We start from the raw sequence: 17,885 nt of genomic DNA, 5'->3' as shown, positions 1-17,885 counted from the left end.
GCCCGGTTACATTCCGAACCCGGAAGCTAAGCCTTTCAGCGCCGATGGTACTGCATGGGGGACCGTGTGGGAGAGTAGGACGCCGCCGAACTAAAATTCAGAAAAGCTCTGGTGTTTGAACTCTGGTTCAAGCGCCAGAGCTTTTTTGTTTTCCCGGAACAGTACGGAACGTCATGTCCGGTTAACGTCGCGCGACCACCCTGTGGGGGTATGGGCACAGGGACAAGGACAGCAGACCTTCTGGCAGCGGCCGGCGTGGGCTCGGGCGACGAGGTCATCGTGGCCTCGTATGGCGGCACCGAGGCCATCGAAGCCGTCGAAGCCGTGCGGGCCGTCGGCGCGACACCGGTGTTCGCGGACATCGATGCCGCCACCTACTGCCTCGCGCCGCCCTCCGTCGCCGAGGCGATCACGGGACGCACCGCTGCCATCGTCCCCACAGACCTCTTCGGCCACCCCGCCGACCTGACGGCCCTTCAGGCTCTTGCCGGGACGCGCCCGTTGCCCGTCATCCCGCACCTCGAACGGCGGCCGGCGGAATCCGCGGAGGCCCTCCAGCGGCGCCGGACGAACGCCGCCTACCTGAACGGCAGGCTGACCGGCGTCCTGACGCCCCGTACCGCGCCCGGCGTCGAGCACCGTTACCACTCCTACGTCGTCCGCGTCCCGGGCAACGGGCGCCCCGACCGCGATGCCTTCGCGCGGGCCCTGCGGGCGCGCGGTGTGCGGTGTTCCGTGCCCGTCACCACACCCGTGCACCGGACGCCGGCGTACGCGCCGGACGCTTACGCGCGGGACGTGCGCCTCCCCGAAACCGAGCGGGCCGCGGAGCAGTGCCTGGCCCTGCCCGTCGACGCCGGCATGACGCGCCGCGAACTCCGTCAAGTGGTGTCCGCCTGCAACGCGTTGGGCGGGCTGCTGCCGTACGGTGCCGCCGCCTGACCGCGGCCGCGGGCCGGAGATCGGCGTGGACCCGGGGGCCGACAGGTGGATGGGCAAAAGCACGTCCGAACATCCGGTATGCTTTATCTCGTTGCCGGCCCCAATAGCTCAGTCGGCAGAGCGTCTCCATGGTAAGGAGAAGGTCAACGGTTCGATTCCGTTTTGGGGCTCCATGAAAAAGGCCCCCGCCTCACGGCGGGGGCCTTTTTCGTACCCCGTTTCCGTACGCCCGAGGGCTCAGCCCGCCGAACGCTCCGGCACCCGCATGGCCAGGATCGCCATGTCGTCCGACGGCGGCTCGGCCGCGAAGCGCTCCACCGCGCGGAGAATGCGCGCCGAGACCGCGCCGGCGTTGAGGCCCGTGCAGGTCGCGAGGACGTCGGCGAGGCCGTCGTCGCCCAGCATGCGGGAGCCCTCACGGCGCTCGGTGACACCGTCCGTGACACACAGCAGGACGTCGCCCGGGTCCAGGGTGACCGACTGCTCGTACAGCTCCAGGTCCTCCATGACGCCCAGCAGCGGCTGCGGGTCGGCCGCCGCCTCCACCGTGCCGTCCGGGCGCAGCCGCAGCGGCAGCGGATGGCCGGCGCAGACGACCTTGAGGAGGGCGCTGCCGTCTTCCTGTGGCCACAGCTCGCCGTAGAGCAGGGTGAGGAACCGGCTGCGGGCGCCCTCGTCCAGGATGGCCGCGTTGAGCCGCTCCAGGACCGCCGGGCCCCCGAAGCCCTCCCGGGCCAGCAGGCGCAGGGCGTGGCGGGCCAGGCCGGTGACGGCCGCGGCCTCCGGGCCGGTGCCGCAGACGTCGCCGATGGCGAAGCCGTACGCGCCGTCGCGGATCGGGAAGAGGTCGTAGAAGTCGCCGCCGACCTCGTTGCCCTCGCCCGCCGCGCGGTAGATTACGTCGACCTCGACGCCGGGCACGTCCGGCAGGCCGGGCGGGAGCAGGCTGCGCTGGAGGCTCTGGCTGATGGCCGTGCGCTCGCTGTAGAGGCGGGCGTTGTCGAGGGCCAGGGCGGCCCGGCGGGACAGGTCCTCGGCGAGTTCCACGATCTCCTGGCGGAAGTGGTCGTCGGTCGGCTTGCCGAGGGTGAGCATGCCGATCACGCGGTTGCGGGCCACGAGGGGCAGGACGACCGTCTCGCCGCCGACGGCCGCGGCCGTGGTGAGCGAGACGCCGGGGGCGGGTGAGGACTCGGGGACGTCGGTGAGGCTCACGCTCCGCAGGGAGCTGCGCAGGGCCTCCGAGTGCGCGGCCCGGGCCGGGGCCGTCCAGATGCGGGCGCCCGGCGTGGGGACGGGGTCCGGCGGAGCGACCTTGGCCAGCAGCGCCTTGAGGCCGTCGATCAGGTCCTCGTCCTCGTGCAGGACGTAGGAGAGCTCCGGTTCGGAGGACTGGTCGGCGATGGTGTAGACGGCGCACCAGGTGGCGAGGGTCGGCACGGTCATCTGGGCCATCAGGGCCAGCGTCTGGTCCCGGTCCAGGGTGCCGGCCAGCAGGTCGGACGCCTCGACGAGGAAGGACAGCGAGCCGCGGCGCAGGCGTTCCAGCTCGCCCAGGCGGGCGGACTCGACGGCGAGGGCGATGCGGTCGGCGGCGAATTGGAGGCGCAGCGCCTCCTCGTTGCCGTACCGGTGGGGGGCCTCGGCGGCGACGCCGAGGGAGCCGGTGAGGCGGCCCTCGACCTTGAGCGGGACGGTGACGACCGAGCGCAGTCCGGTGTCGGTGAGCAGGGGGACGGCTCCGGGGACCGCGTTGAGGTCGTCGTGGACGGAGGGCAGCCGGGCGGAGCCGTAGCGGCCGGTGCCGGCCTCGACCGGGACGCGGGCGAAGCGCTGCCGGGCGGAGGGCAGGCCGGTGGAGGCCCGGACCTCCAGTTCGGTCTCGTCGTCGGTGGCGAGGAGCAGGTAGGCGGCGTCGCCGTCGAGCATGTCGCGGGCGCGTTCGACCGTGCGCTGGAGCAGGCCGTCGAGGTCGTCGGGGGCGGGGGAGCCGATGAAGACCTCGAAGGGGTCGGCGGCGGTGCCGCGGTCCGTCGAGCCGGCGTCGCCGGAGGAGCGCGGCGGGCTGGCCAGCACGGCCCGCTCCTCGTCGCGGACCAGCAGGCAGACCGTCGACGGCGCGCCCTCGTTGTCGCGGACGCGCAGGTGGGAGGCGTAGACGGGGATGACGCGGCCGTCGGCGCCCCTTATCCCGTACGAGCCCTCCCAGCGGGAGAGGCGGAGGGCCTCCGCGATGCCGGTGGAGGTGCCGGGGGTGTGCGGCCAGGCGGCGAGGTCGGCGAGGGGTTTGCCGGTCACCTGGTCGGCGGTGTAGCCGAAGAGGTGGGCGGCGTCGTCGTTCCAGGCGCTGATGCCGCCGGTGCCGTCGATCTGGACGACCGCAACGCGGACCCGCGGGTCGGCGACCGGCAGGGCCTCGACGGGGAGGGCGGGGCCCGCCGAGCGGGTGCCGGCCGGCCGGTCGTCGAGATCGAGGCGGAACCAGACCTTCTTGTGGGTGGCGCCGTACTCGACGCCCCAGCAGGCGGCGAGCGCGGTGCAGAGCATCAGCCCCCGGCCGCCCTCGCGGTCCACTCCGCCGAACTGGCGGGTGGGGGTCTGGAGCGGAACTTCACGTTCGGGGTAACGGTCGCTGACCTCGATGCGGACGCCCGCGTCCGTGCGCACACAGAGGACGTCGGCGGACGTGCCGGCGTGGACGACGGCGTTGGTGACCAGCTCGCTGGTGAGCACCACCGCGTCGTCGATGATGTCGGGGAATCCCCACCCCTGGAGCGTGTCCCGGACGAAGGCCCGGGCAGCGGCTACCGAACGTCCGACCGGCTCGAAGGTGGCGGCTGCCCGCGCGGTGATCACAGCACTCCCCATTGGCCTCTCATCGCTCCCCCGAGTCCTGTGCCCGATTCCCATGACGACGATTCGTCCGCCAGGCTAAACCGTCGGCAGCGGGGATGGGGAACGATGGGGGAACCGCGGGGAACGCGACGGCGGAATCCCGAAGGGAATGCGGGAGCCGGAACCGTACGCGCTTTCCCCCCGGAATGCGGGGGAGCGAGGGGGCGGGGAAGCGGTCGGGGGCGGTGTGGTCTGCGGTGACGGCTTCTGGGTAGGGGGCGTGGAGGAAGGGGAAAGTGCCGCCGGGATGTGCGGGTTCCGTCGAAGCTCCGGTGCGGCCAGGGTCAGGTTTTCCTGTTCATTTTTAACGAGCTGTCCCGTCACCTGGTTACGCTCTGACGGGCAGCCGCCCCGGTGCGCCTCAGTGAAACACTGGGAAAGCTGGAAGCGAAAACCCCTACGAGGATCAGCGACCCTGCGGGAGGGACACGGTGGAGTCTGGCGGAGCGACGCGGGGCACGAGCACGCGCGCGAAGGGCGGACGGTCCCGGCCCCAGGGGACGACGGAGGTGGACAGCGCGGCGCTGCACCGCCTGCTGGGGGCGTTGGAGGCGATGCGGGACGGGAACTTCCGCCGCCGTCTGACGATCTCCGGCGACGGGGTGATGTCCGAGATCGCGGCCGTCTTCAACGAGGTCGCGGACCGGAACCTGCAGCTCACGGGCGAGCTGGCGCGGGTGCGCCGGGTTGTCGGGCGGGAGGGCAAGCTCACCGAGCGGCTGGAGGTCGGCTCCTGCGAGGGGGCGTGGGCCGCGGCGATCGACGCCTCCAACGCGCTGGTCGACGACCTGGTGCGGCCGGTGTCCGAGGTCGGGCGAGTGCTGTCGGCGGTGGCCGAGGGCGACCTGGACCAGCGCATGGACCTGCGGTCGCACGGTGCCGACGGCTCGGCGCACCCGCTGCGCGGTGAGTTCCTCAAGGTCGGGCGGACGGTCAACGGGCTGGTGGACCAGCTTTCCGCGTTCACCGACGAGGTGACGCGGGTGGCCAGTGAGGTCGGCACCGAGGGCAAGCTCGGCGGGCAGGCGCGGGTGCGCGGAATGTCGGGTTCGTGGAAGGACCTCACGGACTCCGTCAACACCATGGCGTCGCGACTGACCGCTCAGGTGCGTGACATCGCGCTGGTGACGACGGCGGTCGCGAAGGGTGATCTCTCCCGGAAGGTCACGGTGCACGTGGCCGGGGAGATGCTGGAGCTGAAGAACACCGTCAACACGATGGTGGACCAGTTGTCGTCCTTCGCCTCGGAGGTCACCCGGGTGGCCCGGGAGGTGGGCACCGAGGGCCAGCTCGGCGGTCAGGCGCGGGTCCGGGACGTGACCGGCATCTGGAAGGACCTCACCGACAACGTCAACCTGATGGCCAACAACCTGACCAGTCAGGTGCGCAACATCTCGCAGGTGGCCGGCGCGGTCGCCAACGGCGACCTCACCAAGAAGATCACCGTGGAGGCGCGTGGCGAGGTGGCGCAGCTCGCCGACACCGTCAACACCATGGTGACCACGCTGTCGTCGTTCGCCGACGAGGTGACGCGAGTGGCGCGGGAGGTCGGCACGGAGGGCCGCCTCGGCGGCCAGGCGCGGGTGCCGGGCGTCAGCGGCACCTGGAAGGACCTCACCGAGTCGGTGAACTCGATGGCCTCCAACCTGACGGGCCAGGTCCGCAACATCGCGATGGTCACCACCGCCATCGCCCAGGGCGATCTCACCAAGAAGATCGACATCGACGCGCGGGGTGAGATCCTCCAGCTCAAGACGACCATCAATACGATGGTCGACCAGCTCTCCTCGTTCGCCGACCAGGTCACCCGGGTGGCCCGGGAAGTGGGTACGGAGGGGCAGCTCGGCGGGCAGGCGCGGGTCCGCGACGTGGACGGCACCTGGCGTGACCTCACCGAGTCCGTCAACGAGATGGCCGGCAACCTGACCCGGCAGGTCCGCGCGATCGCCAAGGTGGCCACGGCGGTGACCCGCGGCGACCTCAACATGCGGATCAACGTGGACGCGGCCGGCGAGATCCTGGAGCTCCAGGACAACATCAACACGATGATCGCCAACCTGCGCGAGACCACCCTGGCCAACAAGGAACAGGACTGGCTCAAGGGCAACCTGGCCCGCATCTCCGGCCTGATGCAGGGCCGCCGGGACCTGGAGGACGTCGCCCAGCTCATCATGAGCGAGCTGACGCCCGTCGTGGACGCCCAGCACGGCGCCTTCTTCCTCGCGATGCCGGCCGCCGAGGGGGAGAGCGGCGAGGACGCGTACGAGCTGCGGATGCTCGGCTCGTACGGCTACTCGATGGGCTCGATGCCCACCTCCTTCCGGCCCGGCGAGTCGTTGATCGGCACCGCGGCCAAGGAGAAGCGCACGATCCTGGTGGAGAACGTGCCCTCCGGCTATCTGAAGATCGCGTCCGGGCTGGGGGAGGCGCCGCCGGCCCATGTGATCGTGCTGCCGGTGCTGTTCGAGGGGCAGGTGCTCGGCGTCATCGAGCTGGCCTCGTTCCAGCGGTTCGCGCAGATCCAGAAGGACTTCCTGAGCCAGATCGCCGAGATGATCGGCACCAGCGTCAACACCATCAGCGTCAACACCAAGACGGAGATGCTGCTCAAGCAGTCGCAGGAGCTCACCGAGCAGTTGCGCGAGCGGTCGGCGGAGCTGGAGAACCGGCAGAAGGCGCTGGAGATCTCCAACGCCGAGCTGGAGGAGAAGTCCGAGCGGCTGGCCCGGCAGAACCGGGACATCGAGGTCAAGAACACGGAGATCGAGGAGGCCCGGCAGGTGCTGGAGGAGCGGGCCGAACAGCTCGCGGTCTCCATGCGCTACAAGTCCGAGTTCCTCGCCAACATGTCGCACGAGCTGCGCACCCCGCTCAACTCGCTGCTCATCCTGGCCAAGCTGCTGGCGGACAACGCGGACGGCAACCTCTCGCCGAAGCAGGTCGAGTTCGCCGAGACGATCCACGGGGCGGGTTCCGACCTGCTCCAGTTGATCAACGACATCCTCGACCTGTCGAAGGTCGAGGCGGGCAAGATGGACGTCAGCCCGACCCGGATCGCCCTGGTGCAGCTCGTCGACTACGTGGAGGCCACCTTCCGGCCGCTGACGGCGGAGAAGGGGCTGGACTTCTCGGTCCGGGTCTCCCCGGAGCTCCCGGCCACCCTGCACACCGACGAGCAGCGGCTGCTCCAGGTGTTGCGCAACCTGCTGTCGAACGCGGTCAAGTTCACCGACAGCGGTGCCGTCGAACTGGTCATCAGGCCGGCGGGCGGGGACGTGCCGGACTCGATCCGCGAGCAGTTGCTGGAGGCCGGGGCGCTGCGCGACCCGGACGGCGAGCTGATCGCCTTCTCGGTGACGGACACCGGCATCGGCATCGCCGCCAGCAAGATGCGCGTCATCTTCGAGGCGTTCAAGCAGGCCGACGGCACGACCAGCCGCAAGTACGGCGGCACCGGGCTCGGCCTGTCGATCAGCCGGGAGATCGCCCGGCTGCTGGGCGGCGAGATCCACGCGGCGAGCGAGCCGGGCCGGGGATCCACGTTCACCCTCTACCTGCCGCTCGACGCCGCCGAGCCGGCGGCCGAGGGCTTCCCGCAACTGCCCGGCGGGGAGAGCGCCGAGCAGCGGGCGCTGCCGCCGGGCGGCGGGCCGGCCGCGGAGGCGCGCGGCGGTGAGCCGCCGGCGCGCGGCGCGGCCGGGCTGTTCCTGCGCCGCCGCCGGGCCGCGCAGGCGGCGGCGGGTCGGGCTTCCGGTCACGAGGCCGGGCCCGCCGGGGCGCCGGCGCCGTCCGGGACGGACGCCGCGGGCGGGGACGCGCAGCGGCAGCCGGTGCCGTCCGCGCCGCACGAGCAGTGGGCCGACGAGGAGCGGTCGGCGGAGACCCCCGGGTTCACCGGGTCGTTCCACGGCGAGAAGGTGCTGATCGTCGACGACGACATCCGCAACGTCTTCGCCCTCACCAGCGTGCTGGAGCAGTACGGGCTGACGGTGCTCTACGCGGAGAACGGGCGCGAGGGCATCGAGGTGCTGGAGCAGCACGACGACGTGGTGATCGTCCTGATGGACATCATGATGCCGGAGATGGACGGGTACGCGACCACGTCGGCGATCCGCAAGATGCCGCAGTTCGCCGAGCTGCCGATCGTCGCGCTCACCGCGAAGGCGATGAAGGGCGACCGGGAGAAGAGCATCGAGGCCGGGGCGTCGGACTACGTGACCAAGCCGGTCGATACTGATCAACTGTTGACGGTGATGAAGCAGTACATGAGCGCAGAGTGACGGCCTCCGGATCGTTCCTCCCCGTTTTCTTGACCGGGAGTGGCCGACGACGTGTGGGACCGCGGCATTCCGGGAACTTTCACGTCCCGTGCCGCGTTTCCGCTACGTGCACAGTGACATCGCGGTGACAGGGTGTGGTGACAGGCGGGGTGCGGCTACCATGACCGGCACAAGGACGGGCGGCGCAAGGGAGTCGTCCCCTGGGGCGGCGCCCGGTGCACTTCCGGGGCGAGGAGGACGGGCCATGGTGCAGAAGGCCAAGATCCTCCTGGTCGATGACCGGCCGGAAAATCTGCTGGCGCTGGAGGCCATCCTCTCGGCGCTCGATCAGACACTGGTGCGGGCATCGTCAGGGGAGGAGGCGCTCAAGGCGCTGCTGACGGACGACTTCGCGGTGATCCTGCTGGACGTCCAGATGCCCGGCATGGACGGGTTCGAGACCGCGGCGCACATCAAGCGCCGGGAGCGGACGCGGGACATCCCGATCATCTTCCTCACGGCCATCAACCACGGCCCGCACCACACCTTCCGCGGCTACGCGGCCGGTGCGGTGGACTACATCTCCAAGCCGTTCGACCCCTGGGTGCTGCGCGCGAAGGTCTCCGTCTTCGTCGAGCTCTACATGAAGAACTGCCAGCTCCGGGAGCAGGCCGCGCTGCTGCGCCTCCAGATGGAGAACGGCCAGGGCGCCGCCCGCCCCGCCGTCGGCGAGCCCCCGGAGGCCGCCGGGCTGCTCGCCGAGCTCTCGGCGCGGCTCGCCGCCGTCGAGGAGCAGGCCGAGGCGCTGTCCAAACAACTGGACGAGTCGGCCGACGCGGCGGCGGTCGCCACCGCCGCCCATCTGGAGCGCAAGCTCAACGGCCTGCGGCGGGCCCTGGACGCCCTGGAGCCCGGCACCGGCAGCAGCGTTCCGCCGGTGGCCTCGCAGAGCTGACGGCCGGTCGCCGAACGCCGTCGCGCACCTGACGGCGTGTCAGCCGTGTCGCCGTCCGGCCATGACACGAACGGACGAACGACCGGGCCCACGTGTCCCGCCCGCCCGGCAACGGTAACCTCGGCACCATGGCCTCACGTACGTCCGGCAAGGGTTCCCAGAGCACGGCGGGCACCAGGCAGCGCACCGGACGCGCCGGGGGAGCCGCCGCCAAGCCGACCGCCAAGAAGAGCCCGGCCAAGCCCGTGCAGAAGCGGCCGGCCGCCCGGCCGGCGCGCAAGGCGCCCGCCAAGAAGGCGGCGCCGCCCCGCCCGTCCGTGGCCGGCCGCGCCGGACGCGGGCTGGCGCACGGCGTCGGCGCCCTCTTCCGGGGTGTGGGGCGCGGCGCCCGGAGCCTCGACCCCGCGCACCGCAAGGACGGGGCCGCGCTGCTCCTCCTCGCCCTCGCGCTGGTCGTCGCCGCGGGCACCTGGTCCGGGCTGGAAGGGCCGGTGGGCGAGCTGGTGCGGATGCTCGTCACGGGCGCGTTCGGACGGCTGGACCTGGTCGTGCCGATACTCCTGGGCATCGTCGCGATCCGGCTGTTCCGCCACCCCGAGCGGCCCGAGGCCAACGGACGGATCGTCATCGGCCTGTCCGCCCTGGTCCTCGGCGTGCTCGGCCAGGTCCACGTGGCCTGCGGGACGCCCGGCCGCGGCGAGGGCTCCCAGGCCCTGCAGGACGCCGGCGGTCTCATCGGCTGGGCCGCCTCCAAGCCCCTGGTCTTCACCGTCGGCGACGTCCTCGCCGTACCGCTCCTGGTGCTGCTCACCGTCTTCGGTCTGCTGGTGGTCACGGCCACGCCCGTGAACGCCATCCCGCGGCGGCTGCGGCAGCTCGGGATACGGCTCGGGGTGATCGAGCCGTACGCCGACGAGTACCCGGTCACGGCGGCCGAGGACGGTTACGACACCGAATGGCGCGAGCCGCCGGCCAAGCGCCCCCGGCGCCCCGCCGCGAGCCGGGCCGCCGCGGCGGCGGAGGACGTCGAGGCCGCCGAGGAAGCCGCGCTCGAAGGGCGGAAGCGCGCCCGGAAGTCGCCCGCCCGCAGGACCGGGCCGGACGCCGTGGACCTCGCGGCCGCCGCCGCGGTCGACCTCGACGGCGCGGTGCTGCACGGCGTCCAGCCCTCTCCGCTGGTCGCCGGGCTCAGCAGCGGCATCCGGCAGGACGCCGAGCAGACGCTTCCGGTGCCCACCGGCCGGGCCGGCGCCCGACCTTCCTCGGACCGGGCCGACACCGCGCCCACCGTGGCGGTGCCCGACCTCACCAAGCCCGCCCCCGAGCCGCCGTCCGGCCTCCCGCCGCGCGCCGAGCAGCTCCAGCTCGCCGGGGACATCACGTACGCGCTGCCCTCCCTCGACCTGCTGGAGCGCGGTGGGCCCGGCAAGGCGCGCAGCGCCGCCAACGACGCCATAGTGGCCGCCCTGACCACCGTGTTCGGCGAGTTCAAGGTGGACGCTGCCGTCACCGGCTTCACCCGCGGTCCGACGGTCACCCGGTACGAGGTCGAGCTCGGTCCGGCGGTCAAGGTCGAGCGCATCACGGCCCTCGCCAAGAACATCGCCTACGCCGTGGCCAGTCCGGACGTGCGGATCATCAGCCCGATCCCCGGCAAGTCCGCCGTCGGCATCGAGATCCCCAACACCGACCGCGAGATGGTCAACCTGGGCGACGTGCTGCGGCTGGCGGACGCGGCCGGCGACGACCACCCGATGCTCGTGGCGCTCGGCAAGGACGTCGAGGGCGGCTATGTGACGGCCAACCTGACGAAGATGCCGCATGTCCTCGTCGCCGGCGCCACCGGCTCCGGAAAGTCGTCCTGCATCAACTGCCTCATCACCTCGCTGATGGTGCGGGCGACTCCGGAGGAGGTCCGGATGGTGCTGGTCGACCCCAAGCGCGTCGAACTGACCGCCTACGAGGGCATCCCGCACCTCATCACGCCCATCATCACCAACCCCAAGCGGGCGGCCGAGGCCCTGCAGTGGGTCGTCCGCGAGATGGACCTGCGCTACGACGACCTCGCCGCCTACGGTTTCCGGCACATCGACGACTTCAACGCGGCGGTGCGGGAGGGCCGGCTCACCCCGCCGGAGGGCAGCGGGCGGGAGCTGTCCCCGTACCCGTACCTGCTGGTCATCGTGGACGAGCTCGCCGACCTGATGATGGTGGCGCCGCGCGACGTCGAGGACTCCATCGTCCGGATCACCCAGCTCGCCCGGGCCGCCGGCATCCACCTGGTGCTCGCCACCCAGCGGCCCTCCGTGGACGTCGTCACCGGCCTCATCAAGGCCAACGTCCCCTCCCGCCTCGCCTTCGCCACCTCCTCGCTCGCCGACAGCCGCGTCATCCTCGACCAGCCCGGCGCCGAGAAGCTGATCGGCAAGGGAGACGGCCTCTTCCTGCCGATGGGCGCCAACAAGCCGATCCGGCTGCAGGGCGCCTTCGTCAGCGAGGCCGAGGTCGCCGCCGTCGTCAAGCACTGCAAGGACCAGATGGCGCCGGTCTTCCGCGACGACGTCACCGTCGGCTCCGCCAAAAAGAAGGAGATCGACGAGGACATCGGCGACGACCTCGACCTGCTGTGCCAGGCCGCCGAACTGGTGGTCTCCACCCAGTTCGGCTCCACCTCGATGCTCCAGCGCAAACTGCGTGTGGGATTCGCCAAGGCGGGCAGGCTCATGGACCTGATGGAGTCGCGCAACATCGTGGGCCCGAGCGAGGGGTCGAAGGCCCGGGACGTGCTCGTCAAGCCGGACGAGCTGGACGGAGTCCTCGCACTGATCCGCGGGGAGACCGCGGGCTGACGGTCGGCCGGGGCGGGCGCGCCGCTCCCGGCCGGCGTCCCTTCCCCGGTTTCCCCGGTTTTCCGGGGCCCGCGCGGCGCCCGCGGGAAGGAGGGACGATGTGCCACGGCCGGTACGGCAGAGCCGTCTGAGGCCCGGGTCTTCTGATGGCCTACAAAGACCGGCTTCCCGCTTGCCGGACCCTTTTGCGTCCCCCCTAGACTGAACTTCCAGCAGGTGGCTGCACGCTCGAAAGGCGCCCACGTGTCCATCGGCAACTCACCCCCGGAAGACGACCGGCCGTCCGTCGGCCGCGCTCTCCAGCAGGCCCGGATCCAGGCCGGGCTGACCGTCGACCAGATCAGCACGACGACCCGCGTGCGCATCCCGATCGTGCACGCGATCGAACAGGACGACTTCTCCCGCTGCGGCGGGCACGTCTACGCCCGAGGACATATCCGCACGCTGGCGCGCGCCGCCGGCCTCGACCCCACCCACCTCGTCGAGCAGTACGACGCCGAGCATGGCGGGCGCCCCCGGCCGAGCCGGGCGGCCCCGGTCTTCGAGGCGGAACGGATCCGGCCCGAGCCGCGGCGGCCCAACTGGACCGCCGCCATGGTCGCGGCGATCGTCGCGGTCGTCGGCTTCGTCGGCTTCACCCTCTTCAGCGGCGGCGCGGGCGGCGGCCGGGACGACGCGGTCGAGGCCGGCCAGGCGACGGCCAAGCCGTCCCGGGCCCCCGCGAAGGCGCCGCCGAACCGTCCGGCCGACGCCAAGCCCGAGCCGTCCGACAGCGCCATCGCAGGCGCCCCGGCCAACAAGGTCACCGTCAAGCTCACCGCCGAGCGCGACCAGACCTGGATGTCGGCGAAGGACCACAACGGCAAGCTGCTGGAGGAAGGCGTCCTCCAGCGCGGGGCCTCCAAGACCTTCACCGACAGCAACCGCATCGACCTGGTGCTCGGCAACGCCGGGGCCGTCCAGTTGTTCGTCAACGGCAAGGAGATCAAGAACGTCGGGGACGACGGCCAGGTGCAGCGGCTGAGCTACACCAAGGGCGACCCGGCGGCCGGCTGACCGGGTCGTTCCCCGGGTCCCGGCGCGGAGAGCCGGTGGGTGACCAGGCTCTCCGCACCAGGCGGCCACTCGGCAACGGAAGCGGCGCCCGGACAAAGTAGGCTGAGCCCTATGCCCGAACGCCGTACCGTCGCTCTTGTCACACTTGGCTGCGCCCGTAACGAGGTGGACTCGGAGGAGCTGGCAGGCCGTCTGGCGGCGGACGGCTGGGACCTCGTCGAGGACGCCGCCGACGCCGACGTGGCCGTCGTCAACACCTGTGGCTTCGTCGAAGCCGCCAAGAAGGACTCCGTCGACGCCCTCCTGGAGGCGAACGACCTGAAGGACCACGGCCGCACCCAGGCCGTGGTCGCCGTCGGCTGCATGGCCGAGCGGTACGGCAAGGAGCTCGCCGAGGCCCTCCCCGAGGCGGACGGCGTGCTCGGCTTCGACGACTACGCCGACATCTCCGACCGGCTCCAGACCATCCTCTCGGGCGGCGTCCACGCCTCCCACACCCCCCGCGACCGCCGGAAGCTGCTGCCGATCAGCCCCGCCGCCCGGCAGGACGCCGCCGTGGCACTCCCCGGCCACGCCCAGGAGGCGCCCGCCCCCGCCCCCGAGGACCTGCCCGAAGGCGTCGCCCCGGCCTCCGGCCCGCGCGCGCCGCTGCGCCGCCGGCTCGGCTCCAGCCCGGTGGCCTCCGTCAAGCTGGCCTCCGGCTGCGACCGCCGCTGCTCCTTCTGCGCCATCCCGTCCTTCCGCGGCTCCTTCGTCTCCCGCCGCCCCTCGGACGTGCTGGGCGAGGCCCGCTGGCTGGCCCAGCAGGGCGTCAAGGAGATCATGCTGGTCTCCGAGAACAACACCTCGTACGGCAAGGACCTGGGCGACATCCGGCTGCTGGAGACGCTGCTGCCGGAGATCGCGGCCGTGGACGGTCTGGAGCGGGTCCGCGTCAGCTACCTCCAGCCCGCCGAGATGCGGCCGGGCCTGATCGACGTCCTGACCTCCACGGAGAAGGTCGCCCCCTACTTCGACCTGTCCTTCCAGCACTCGGCCCCCGGCGTGCTCCGGGCCATGCGGCGCTTCGGCGACACCGAGCGCTTCCTGGAGCTGCTCGGCACCATCCGCTCCAAGGCGCCGCAGGCCGGTGCCCGGTCCAACTTCATCGTCGGCTTCCCCGGCGAGACCGAGGAGGACGTGGCCGAGCTGGAGCGCTTCCTGACCGCCGCCCGGCTCGACGCCATCGGCGTCTTCGGCTACTCCGACGAGGACGGCACCGAAGCCGCCGGGTACGCGGACAAGAACGACCCCGACGTCGTCGCCGAGCGGCTGGCGCGCGTCTCGCGGCTGGCCGAGGAGCTCACCGCGCAGCGCGCCGAGGAGCGGATCGGAGAGACAATCGAGGTAATGGTCGACCGCGTGGACGACGAGGACGGCGTGACCGGCCGGGCCGCGCACCAGGCGCCCGAGACCGACGGCCAGGTCAGGCTGCTCACCGAGGGCCTGGACAGCCCGCCGGTGCCCGGACGTATGGTCGTGGCCACGGTCGTGGCGAGCGAGGGGGTCGACCTCGTCGCCGAGCCGGTCCGAGACGGCGGACGTACCGAGGAGGCGGGCAGATGAGCGGAGTCCCGGCACCGGCCGCGGGCCGCCCCGCCCCGGCGCCGGGCGTGCGGCGGGTCAGGCTGTGGAACATCGCCAACATCCTGACCATGGGGCGCCTCTTCCTGGTGCCCGGCTTCGTGCTGCTGATGCTCCACAACGGCGGGTACGACCCGGCCTGGCGCTCGTTCGCCTGGGCCGCGTTCGCCGTCGCCATGATCACCGACCTCTTCGACGGGCATCTGGCCCGGACGTACAACCTGGTCACCGACTTCGGCAAGATCGCCGACCCGATCGCCGACAAGGCGATCATGGGCGCGGCGCTGCTCTGCCTCTCCGCCCTCGACGACCTGCCCTGGTGGGTCACCGGCGTGATCCTCGCCCGCGAGATCGGCATCACGCTGATGCGGTTCTGGGTGATCAAGCTCGGTGTGATCCCGGCCAGCCGCGGCGGCAAGATGAAGACGCTCGCCCAGGGCGTGGCCACGGGGATGTACATCCTCGCCCTGGAAGGGCCGCTGGCCACCCTGCGCTTCTGGGTGATGGCGGTGGCCGTCGTCTTGACGGTCGTCACCGGTCTGGACTACGTACGGCAGGCGTTCGTGCTGCGCGCGAACGCCCGGGCCGCGGAGTCCGGGCGGTGAGCGCCGGGGTCCCGCGGGAGGCGGAGCGGGCCCTGGACGCGCTGGTCTCCCGGGGCCGGACGGTGGCCGTCGCCGAGTCGCTGACCGGCGGACTGGTGGCCGCCGCGCTGACCGCCGTCCCGGGCGCCTCCCGCGCGGTGCGCGGCGCGGTCACCGCGTACGCCACGGACGTCAAGCGCGAGGTGCTCGGCGTGGACGGCCGGCTGCTGGCCGAGCGCGGTGCGGTGGATCCCGACGTCGCCCGGGGGATGGCCCGGGGGGTCCGCGCCTTGCTGGCGGCGGACTGGGGCCTCGCCACGACGGGCGTCGCCGGCCCCGACCCGCAGGACGGCAGGCCCGTGGGCACGGTGTTCGTCGCCGCGGCCGGCCCGGACGGGACGTGCGCGGTGCGCGAGCTCGCGCTGGACGGCGGCAGGGACGCGATCCGGACGGAAACCGTCTGCGCCGTCCTCGGCCTGTTGCTGGACGAATTGACGGCGAACGCGGGGGCAAAGGATACGGAACACAAGGGGGGGAATGGATGTTTGCAGCCCTGAGTGAACACGACATAGCTCCCCGCACGGCCGCACCCCGAGGCGGTACGGTGGGGCGTGAAGGATCCGGATACGCGGTCCAAGGAGGGAGCCACCGATGATTCTGCTCCGTCGCCTGCTCGGTGACGTGCTGCGTCGGCAGCGCCAACGCCAGGGCCGCACTCTGCGCGAGGTCTCCTCATCCGCCCGGGTTTCGCTCGGCTATCTCTCCGAGGTCGAGCGGGGGCAGAAAGAGGCGTCCTCCGAGCTTCTCTCCGCAATCTGCGACGCTCTGGACGTCAGGATGTCCGAGGTCATGCGTGAGGTGAGCGACGAGCTGTCGCTCGCCGAGCTGGCGCAGTCGGCGGCGGCGAGCGAGCCGGTACCCGCGCCGATGCGGCCGATGTTCAACCCGGTGTCCGTGACGTCCGTGACCGGTGTCCCGGGCGAGCGCGTGACCATCAAGGCACCCGCCGAGGCCGTCGACGTGGTCGCGGCCTGAAGCGGGCCGACGGGGCGGACGCTTCCTTTCGTTTGTCTTCCCCGTCGTCTTTCACTTTCCCGGTCTCCGTGGTTTCCCGGTCCCCGTAGGTCCATGCCTGCGGGGACCGGTGTATTGCCGGTCCCTGTCGCCGATTCGTGTGGTGTCCGTTCGGCCGCCTATGTCGGGCATTCCCGACCCGGCACCTTTTTCCGGTCCACCGGCCCGTTTCGAGTCGCTGTGGGATGGTAGGTGCAACGGAGGAAAGCGAAACGACGTCGACGGTGAAGGAGCAGCGCATGTCTGTCGTGAAGAGCCCTCTGTCCGAGCAGGACCGCAAGACCGTCGGTGACGCCCTCCAGGGAGCCCTGGTCGATCTGGTGGACCTCTCGCTCGTCGCCAAGCAGGTCCACTGGACGATCGTGGGCCCGCGCTTCCGCTCGGTGCACCTCCAGCTCGACGAGGTCGTGACCACGGCCCGCCAGCACGCCGACACCGTCGCCGAGCGCGCCTCCGCCCTCGGCATCGCCCCGGACGGGCGCGCCGAGACCGTGGCCAAGACCAGCGCCATCGGGGCCGTGGGCGGTGGCTGGAACAAGGACGTCGACGCGGTACGCATCATGGTCGAGGCCCTGGGCGCCGTGATCACGCGGATGCGCGAGCGCATCCGCGACACCGACGAGCCGGACCCGGTGACGCAGGACATCCTCATCGGCCTCACGGGCGAACTCGAGAAGCACCACTGGATGTTCCAGGCCGAGAACGCCTGACCCGGGCGGCCGGGTGACATCCCCCGACGAGGGTCCTCCGACGACAGGTCGGGGGGCCCTCGGGCCGTCCGGGGGCGGTGACGGTGCGCTCCAACTCCCGTGCGGGGCCGCCGACAAGGTGACCCGGGCAGGTCTCGCGTCGGCGGGCCCCGCGCGAGCACTCCTTCGGTGGGTTTCACTGTAGGGATCTGGCCGCCCGTGGTTCCGGCGAGGAGCATGGGTGCTCCCTCACCGCGTCCGTCACGGGCGGACGCCGCCGCGCGTCAGATCACGCAACCGAGGCGGAGGGGCCGTCGACGCGGCCGACGAGCCGCCCGCCGACCGCGCCGGGGGCCGGACGCCGGAAGGGGATGGGGATCCCATGCGAGCGTGTCTTCTCACCAGGGCATGTGCCGGTCTGGCCGCCGCCGTCGGTCTCGCCGTCGCCGGTCTGGCCGGGGCGGGTACGGCCTCCTCGGCCGGGGCGGCCCCGGCGGCCCCCGCGTCGTCCGCCGTACGGGAGGTGGTCGGACCGGCTCCCGTCGTCCGGTTCGCGGTGGAGAACCTCCGGTTCGCGGTGGAGAACCTGGGGCTGAGCGCCACGCAGGCGCGGAACGTGCAGTGCTGGCTGCGCAAGTACTGGGCGTACACCGGCGCTCTCGACGGGCAGTTGGGCACCTCCAGTTGGCAGGCGTACCAGAGAGCGCTCCAGCACGACTGGGGCTACACCGGGGCGATCGACGGTGTCGTCGGGAGTGGCACGGTCATGGCGTTGCAGCGTCAGATGCGGGACGCGGACTGGGGGTACGCCGGGGCGATCGACGGGGTTGCCGGAACGGAGACCAGGGCCGCGTTCCGGCGCTTCGCGGACGCCTGCGTCAGCGTGTGCGGGCAGGAGGCGGCCGGCCAGGAGGCGGTCCTGTGAGGTGAGGCGAGGGGCGGGTGCCGCGCGGCGCGCC

At 71.9% G+C, this 17,885-nt stretch carries 11 protein-coding genes, 1 tRNA gene, 1 rRNA gene and 1 pseudogene; 13 read left to right on the top strand and 1 reads right to left on the bottom strand.

What is annotated here, in order from left to right; all coding sequences use genetic code 11:
- The 3 genes from rrf to ACZ6X9_RS30890 all read left to right on the top strand — a co-directional run.
- Nucleotides 1-91, top strand: a 5S ribosomal RNA gene (rrf, locus tag ACZ6X9_RS30900); the annotation flags it as partial.
- Nucleotides 92-210: 119 nt separating this feature from the next.
- The gene (locus ACZ6X9_RS30895) at nucleotides 211-942 is read left to right on the top strand and encodes a DegT/DnrJ/EryC1/StrS family aminotransferase (RefSeq protein WP_469781323.1); all 732 of its coding nucleotides are present in this window, start codon (nucleotides 211-213) and stop codon (nucleotides 940-942) included.
- Between the two features lie 97 nt (nucleotides 943-1,039).
- A tRNA-Thr gene (locus tag ACZ6X9_RS30890) sits at nucleotides 1,040-1,115 on the top strand.
- A 64-nt stretch (nucleotides 1,116-1,179) separates the two neighbouring features.
- Here ACZ6X9_RS30890 and ACZ6X9_RS30885 read toward each other — a convergent pair.
- Nucleotides 1,180-3,810: a SpoIIE family protein phosphatase gene (locus tag ACZ6X9_RS30885; protein ID WP_469781322.1), complete on the bottom strand. Its 2,631-nt coding sequence runs from the start codon at nucleotides 3,808-3,810 to the stop codon at nucleotides 1,180-1,182.
- 845 nt (nucleotides 3,811-4,655) lie between these two features.
- On the opposite strand from ACZ6X9_RS30885, the pseudogene ACZ6X9_RS30880 reads away from it, so the two are divergent.
- The 10 genes and pseudogenes from ACZ6X9_RS30880 to ACZ6X9_RS30835 form a co-directional block, all read left to right on the top strand.
- A pseudogene (locus ACZ6X9_RS30880) lies at nucleotides 4,656-8,117 on the top strand (HAMP domain-containing protein); the annotation flags it as partial.
- Nucleotides 8,118-8,361: 244 nt separating this feature from the next.
- On the top strand, nucleotides 8,362-9,051 hold the full coding sequence (locus tag ACZ6X9_RS30875) for a response regulator (protein ID WP_469781321.1): 690 nt from the start codon (nucleotides 8,362-8,364) through the stop codon (nucleotides 9,049-9,051).
- 128 nt (nucleotides 9,052-9,179) lie between these two features.
- Nucleotides 9,180-11,900 carry a DNA translocase FtsK gene (locus ACZ6X9_RS30870; RefSeq protein WP_469781320.1) on the top strand — a complete coding sequence of 907 codons (2,721 nt, stop codon included), beginning with the start codon at nucleotides 9,180-9,182 and terminating at the stop codon, nucleotides 11,898-11,900.
- 243 nt (nucleotides 11,901-12,143) lie between these two features.
- Nucleotides 12,144-12,956, top strand: coding sequence for a helix-turn-helix domain-containing protein (locus tag ACZ6X9_RS30865; RefSeq protein ID WP_469781319.1), 813 nt, complete (start codon nucleotides 12,144-12,146; stop codon nucleotides 12,954-12,956).
- Nucleotides 12,957-13,067: 111 nt separating this feature from the next.
- Nucleotides 13,068-14,561: a 30S ribosomal protein S12 methylthiotransferase RimO gene (rimO, locus tag ACZ6X9_RS30860; RefSeq protein WP_469781318.1), complete on the top strand. Its 1,494-nt coding sequence runs from the start codon at nucleotides 13,068-13,070 to the stop codon at nucleotides 14,559-14,561.
- Nucleotides 14,558-15,184 carry a CDP-diacylglycerol--glycerol-3-phosphate 3-phosphatidyltransferase gene (gene pgsA / locus ACZ6X9_RS30855; RefSeq protein WP_469781317.1) on the top strand — a complete coding sequence of 209 codons (627 nt, stop codon included), beginning with the start codon at nucleotides 14,558-14,560 and terminating at the stop codon, nucleotides 15,182-15,184. Before rimO ends, pgsA begins: the two co-directional genes overlap by 4 nt.
- Nucleotides 15,181-15,720 (top strand): CinA family protein, encoded by a 540-nt coding sequence (locus tag ACZ6X9_RS30850; RefSeq protein WP_469781316.1) that lies wholly within the window; start codon nucleotides 15,181-15,183, stop codon nucleotides 15,718-15,720. The genes pgsA and ACZ6X9_RS30850 overlap by 4 nt, the downstream gene beginning before the upstream one ends.
- Nucleotides 15,721-15,814: 94 nt before the next feature.
- Nucleotides 15,815-16,198 (top strand): helix-turn-helix domain-containing protein, encoded by a 384-nt coding sequence (locus ACZ6X9_RS30845; protein WP_004955592.1) that lies wholly within the window; start codon nucleotides 15,815-15,817, stop codon nucleotides 16,196-16,198.
- Nucleotides 16,199-16,476: 278 nt separating this feature from the next.
- The gene (locus ACZ6X9_RS30840; RefSeq protein ID WP_469781315.1) at nucleotides 16,477-16,947 is read left to right on the top strand and encodes a Dps family protein; all 471 of its coding nucleotides are present in this window, start codon (nucleotides 16,477-16,479) and stop codon (nucleotides 16,945-16,947) included.
- 361 nt (nucleotides 16,948-17,308) lie between these two features.
- Nucleotides 17,309-17,851: a peptidoglycan-binding domain-containing protein gene (locus ACZ6X9_RS30835; RefSeq protein ID WP_469781314.1), complete on the top strand. Its 543-nt coding sequence runs from the start codon at nucleotides 17,309-17,311 to the stop codon at nucleotides 17,849-17,851.
- Nucleotides 17,852-17,885 lie beyond the last annotated feature (34 nt).

It is taken from the genome of Streptomyces sp. NPDC052910 (genome assembly GCF_055585605.1).
Note: the sequence above shows the minus strand (reverse complement) of the source record. Positions and strands in the feature narration are given on the sequence as shown.

Excerpts from the sequence above, each read along its gene's own strand:
- ACZ6X9_RS30895 (WP_469781323.1), top strand. The coding sequence starts at position 211 with ATGGGCACAGGGACAAGGACAGCAGACCTTCTGGCAGCGGCCGGCGTG.
- ACZ6X9_RS30885 (WP_469781322.1), bottom strand. The coding sequence starts at position 3,810 with ATGGGGAGTGCTGTGATCACCGCGCGGGCAGCCGCCACCTTCGAGCCG.
- ACZ6X9_RS30875 (WP_469781321.1), top strand. The coding sequence starts at position 8,362 with ATGGTGCAGAAGGCCAAGATCCTCCTGGTCGATGACCGGCCGGAAAAT.
- ACZ6X9_RS30870 (WP_469781320.1), top strand. The coding sequence starts at position 9,180 with ATGGCCTCACGTACGTCCGGCAAGGGTTCCCAGAGCACGGCGGGCACC.
- rimO (WP_469781318.1), top strand. The coding sequence starts at position 13,068 with ATGCCCGAACGCCGTACCGTCGCTCTTGTCACACTTGGCTGCGCCCGT.
- pgsA (WP_469781317.1), top strand. The coding sequence starts at position 14,558 with ATGAGCGGAGTCCCGGCACCGGCCGCGGGCCGCCCCGCCCCGGCGCCG.
- ACZ6X9_RS30845 (WP_004955592.1), top strand. The coding sequence starts at position 15,815 with ATGATTCTGCTCCGTCGCCTGCTCGGTGACGTGCTGCGTCGGCAGCGC.
- ACZ6X9_RS30840 (WP_469781315.1), top strand. The coding sequence starts at position 16,477 with ATGTCTGTCGTGAAGAGCCCTCTGTCCGAGCAGGACCGCAAGACCGTC.
- ACZ6X9_RS30835 (WP_469781314.1), top strand. The coding sequence starts at position 17,309 with ATGCGAGCGTGTCTTCTCACCAGGGCATGTGCCGGTCTGGCCGCCGCC.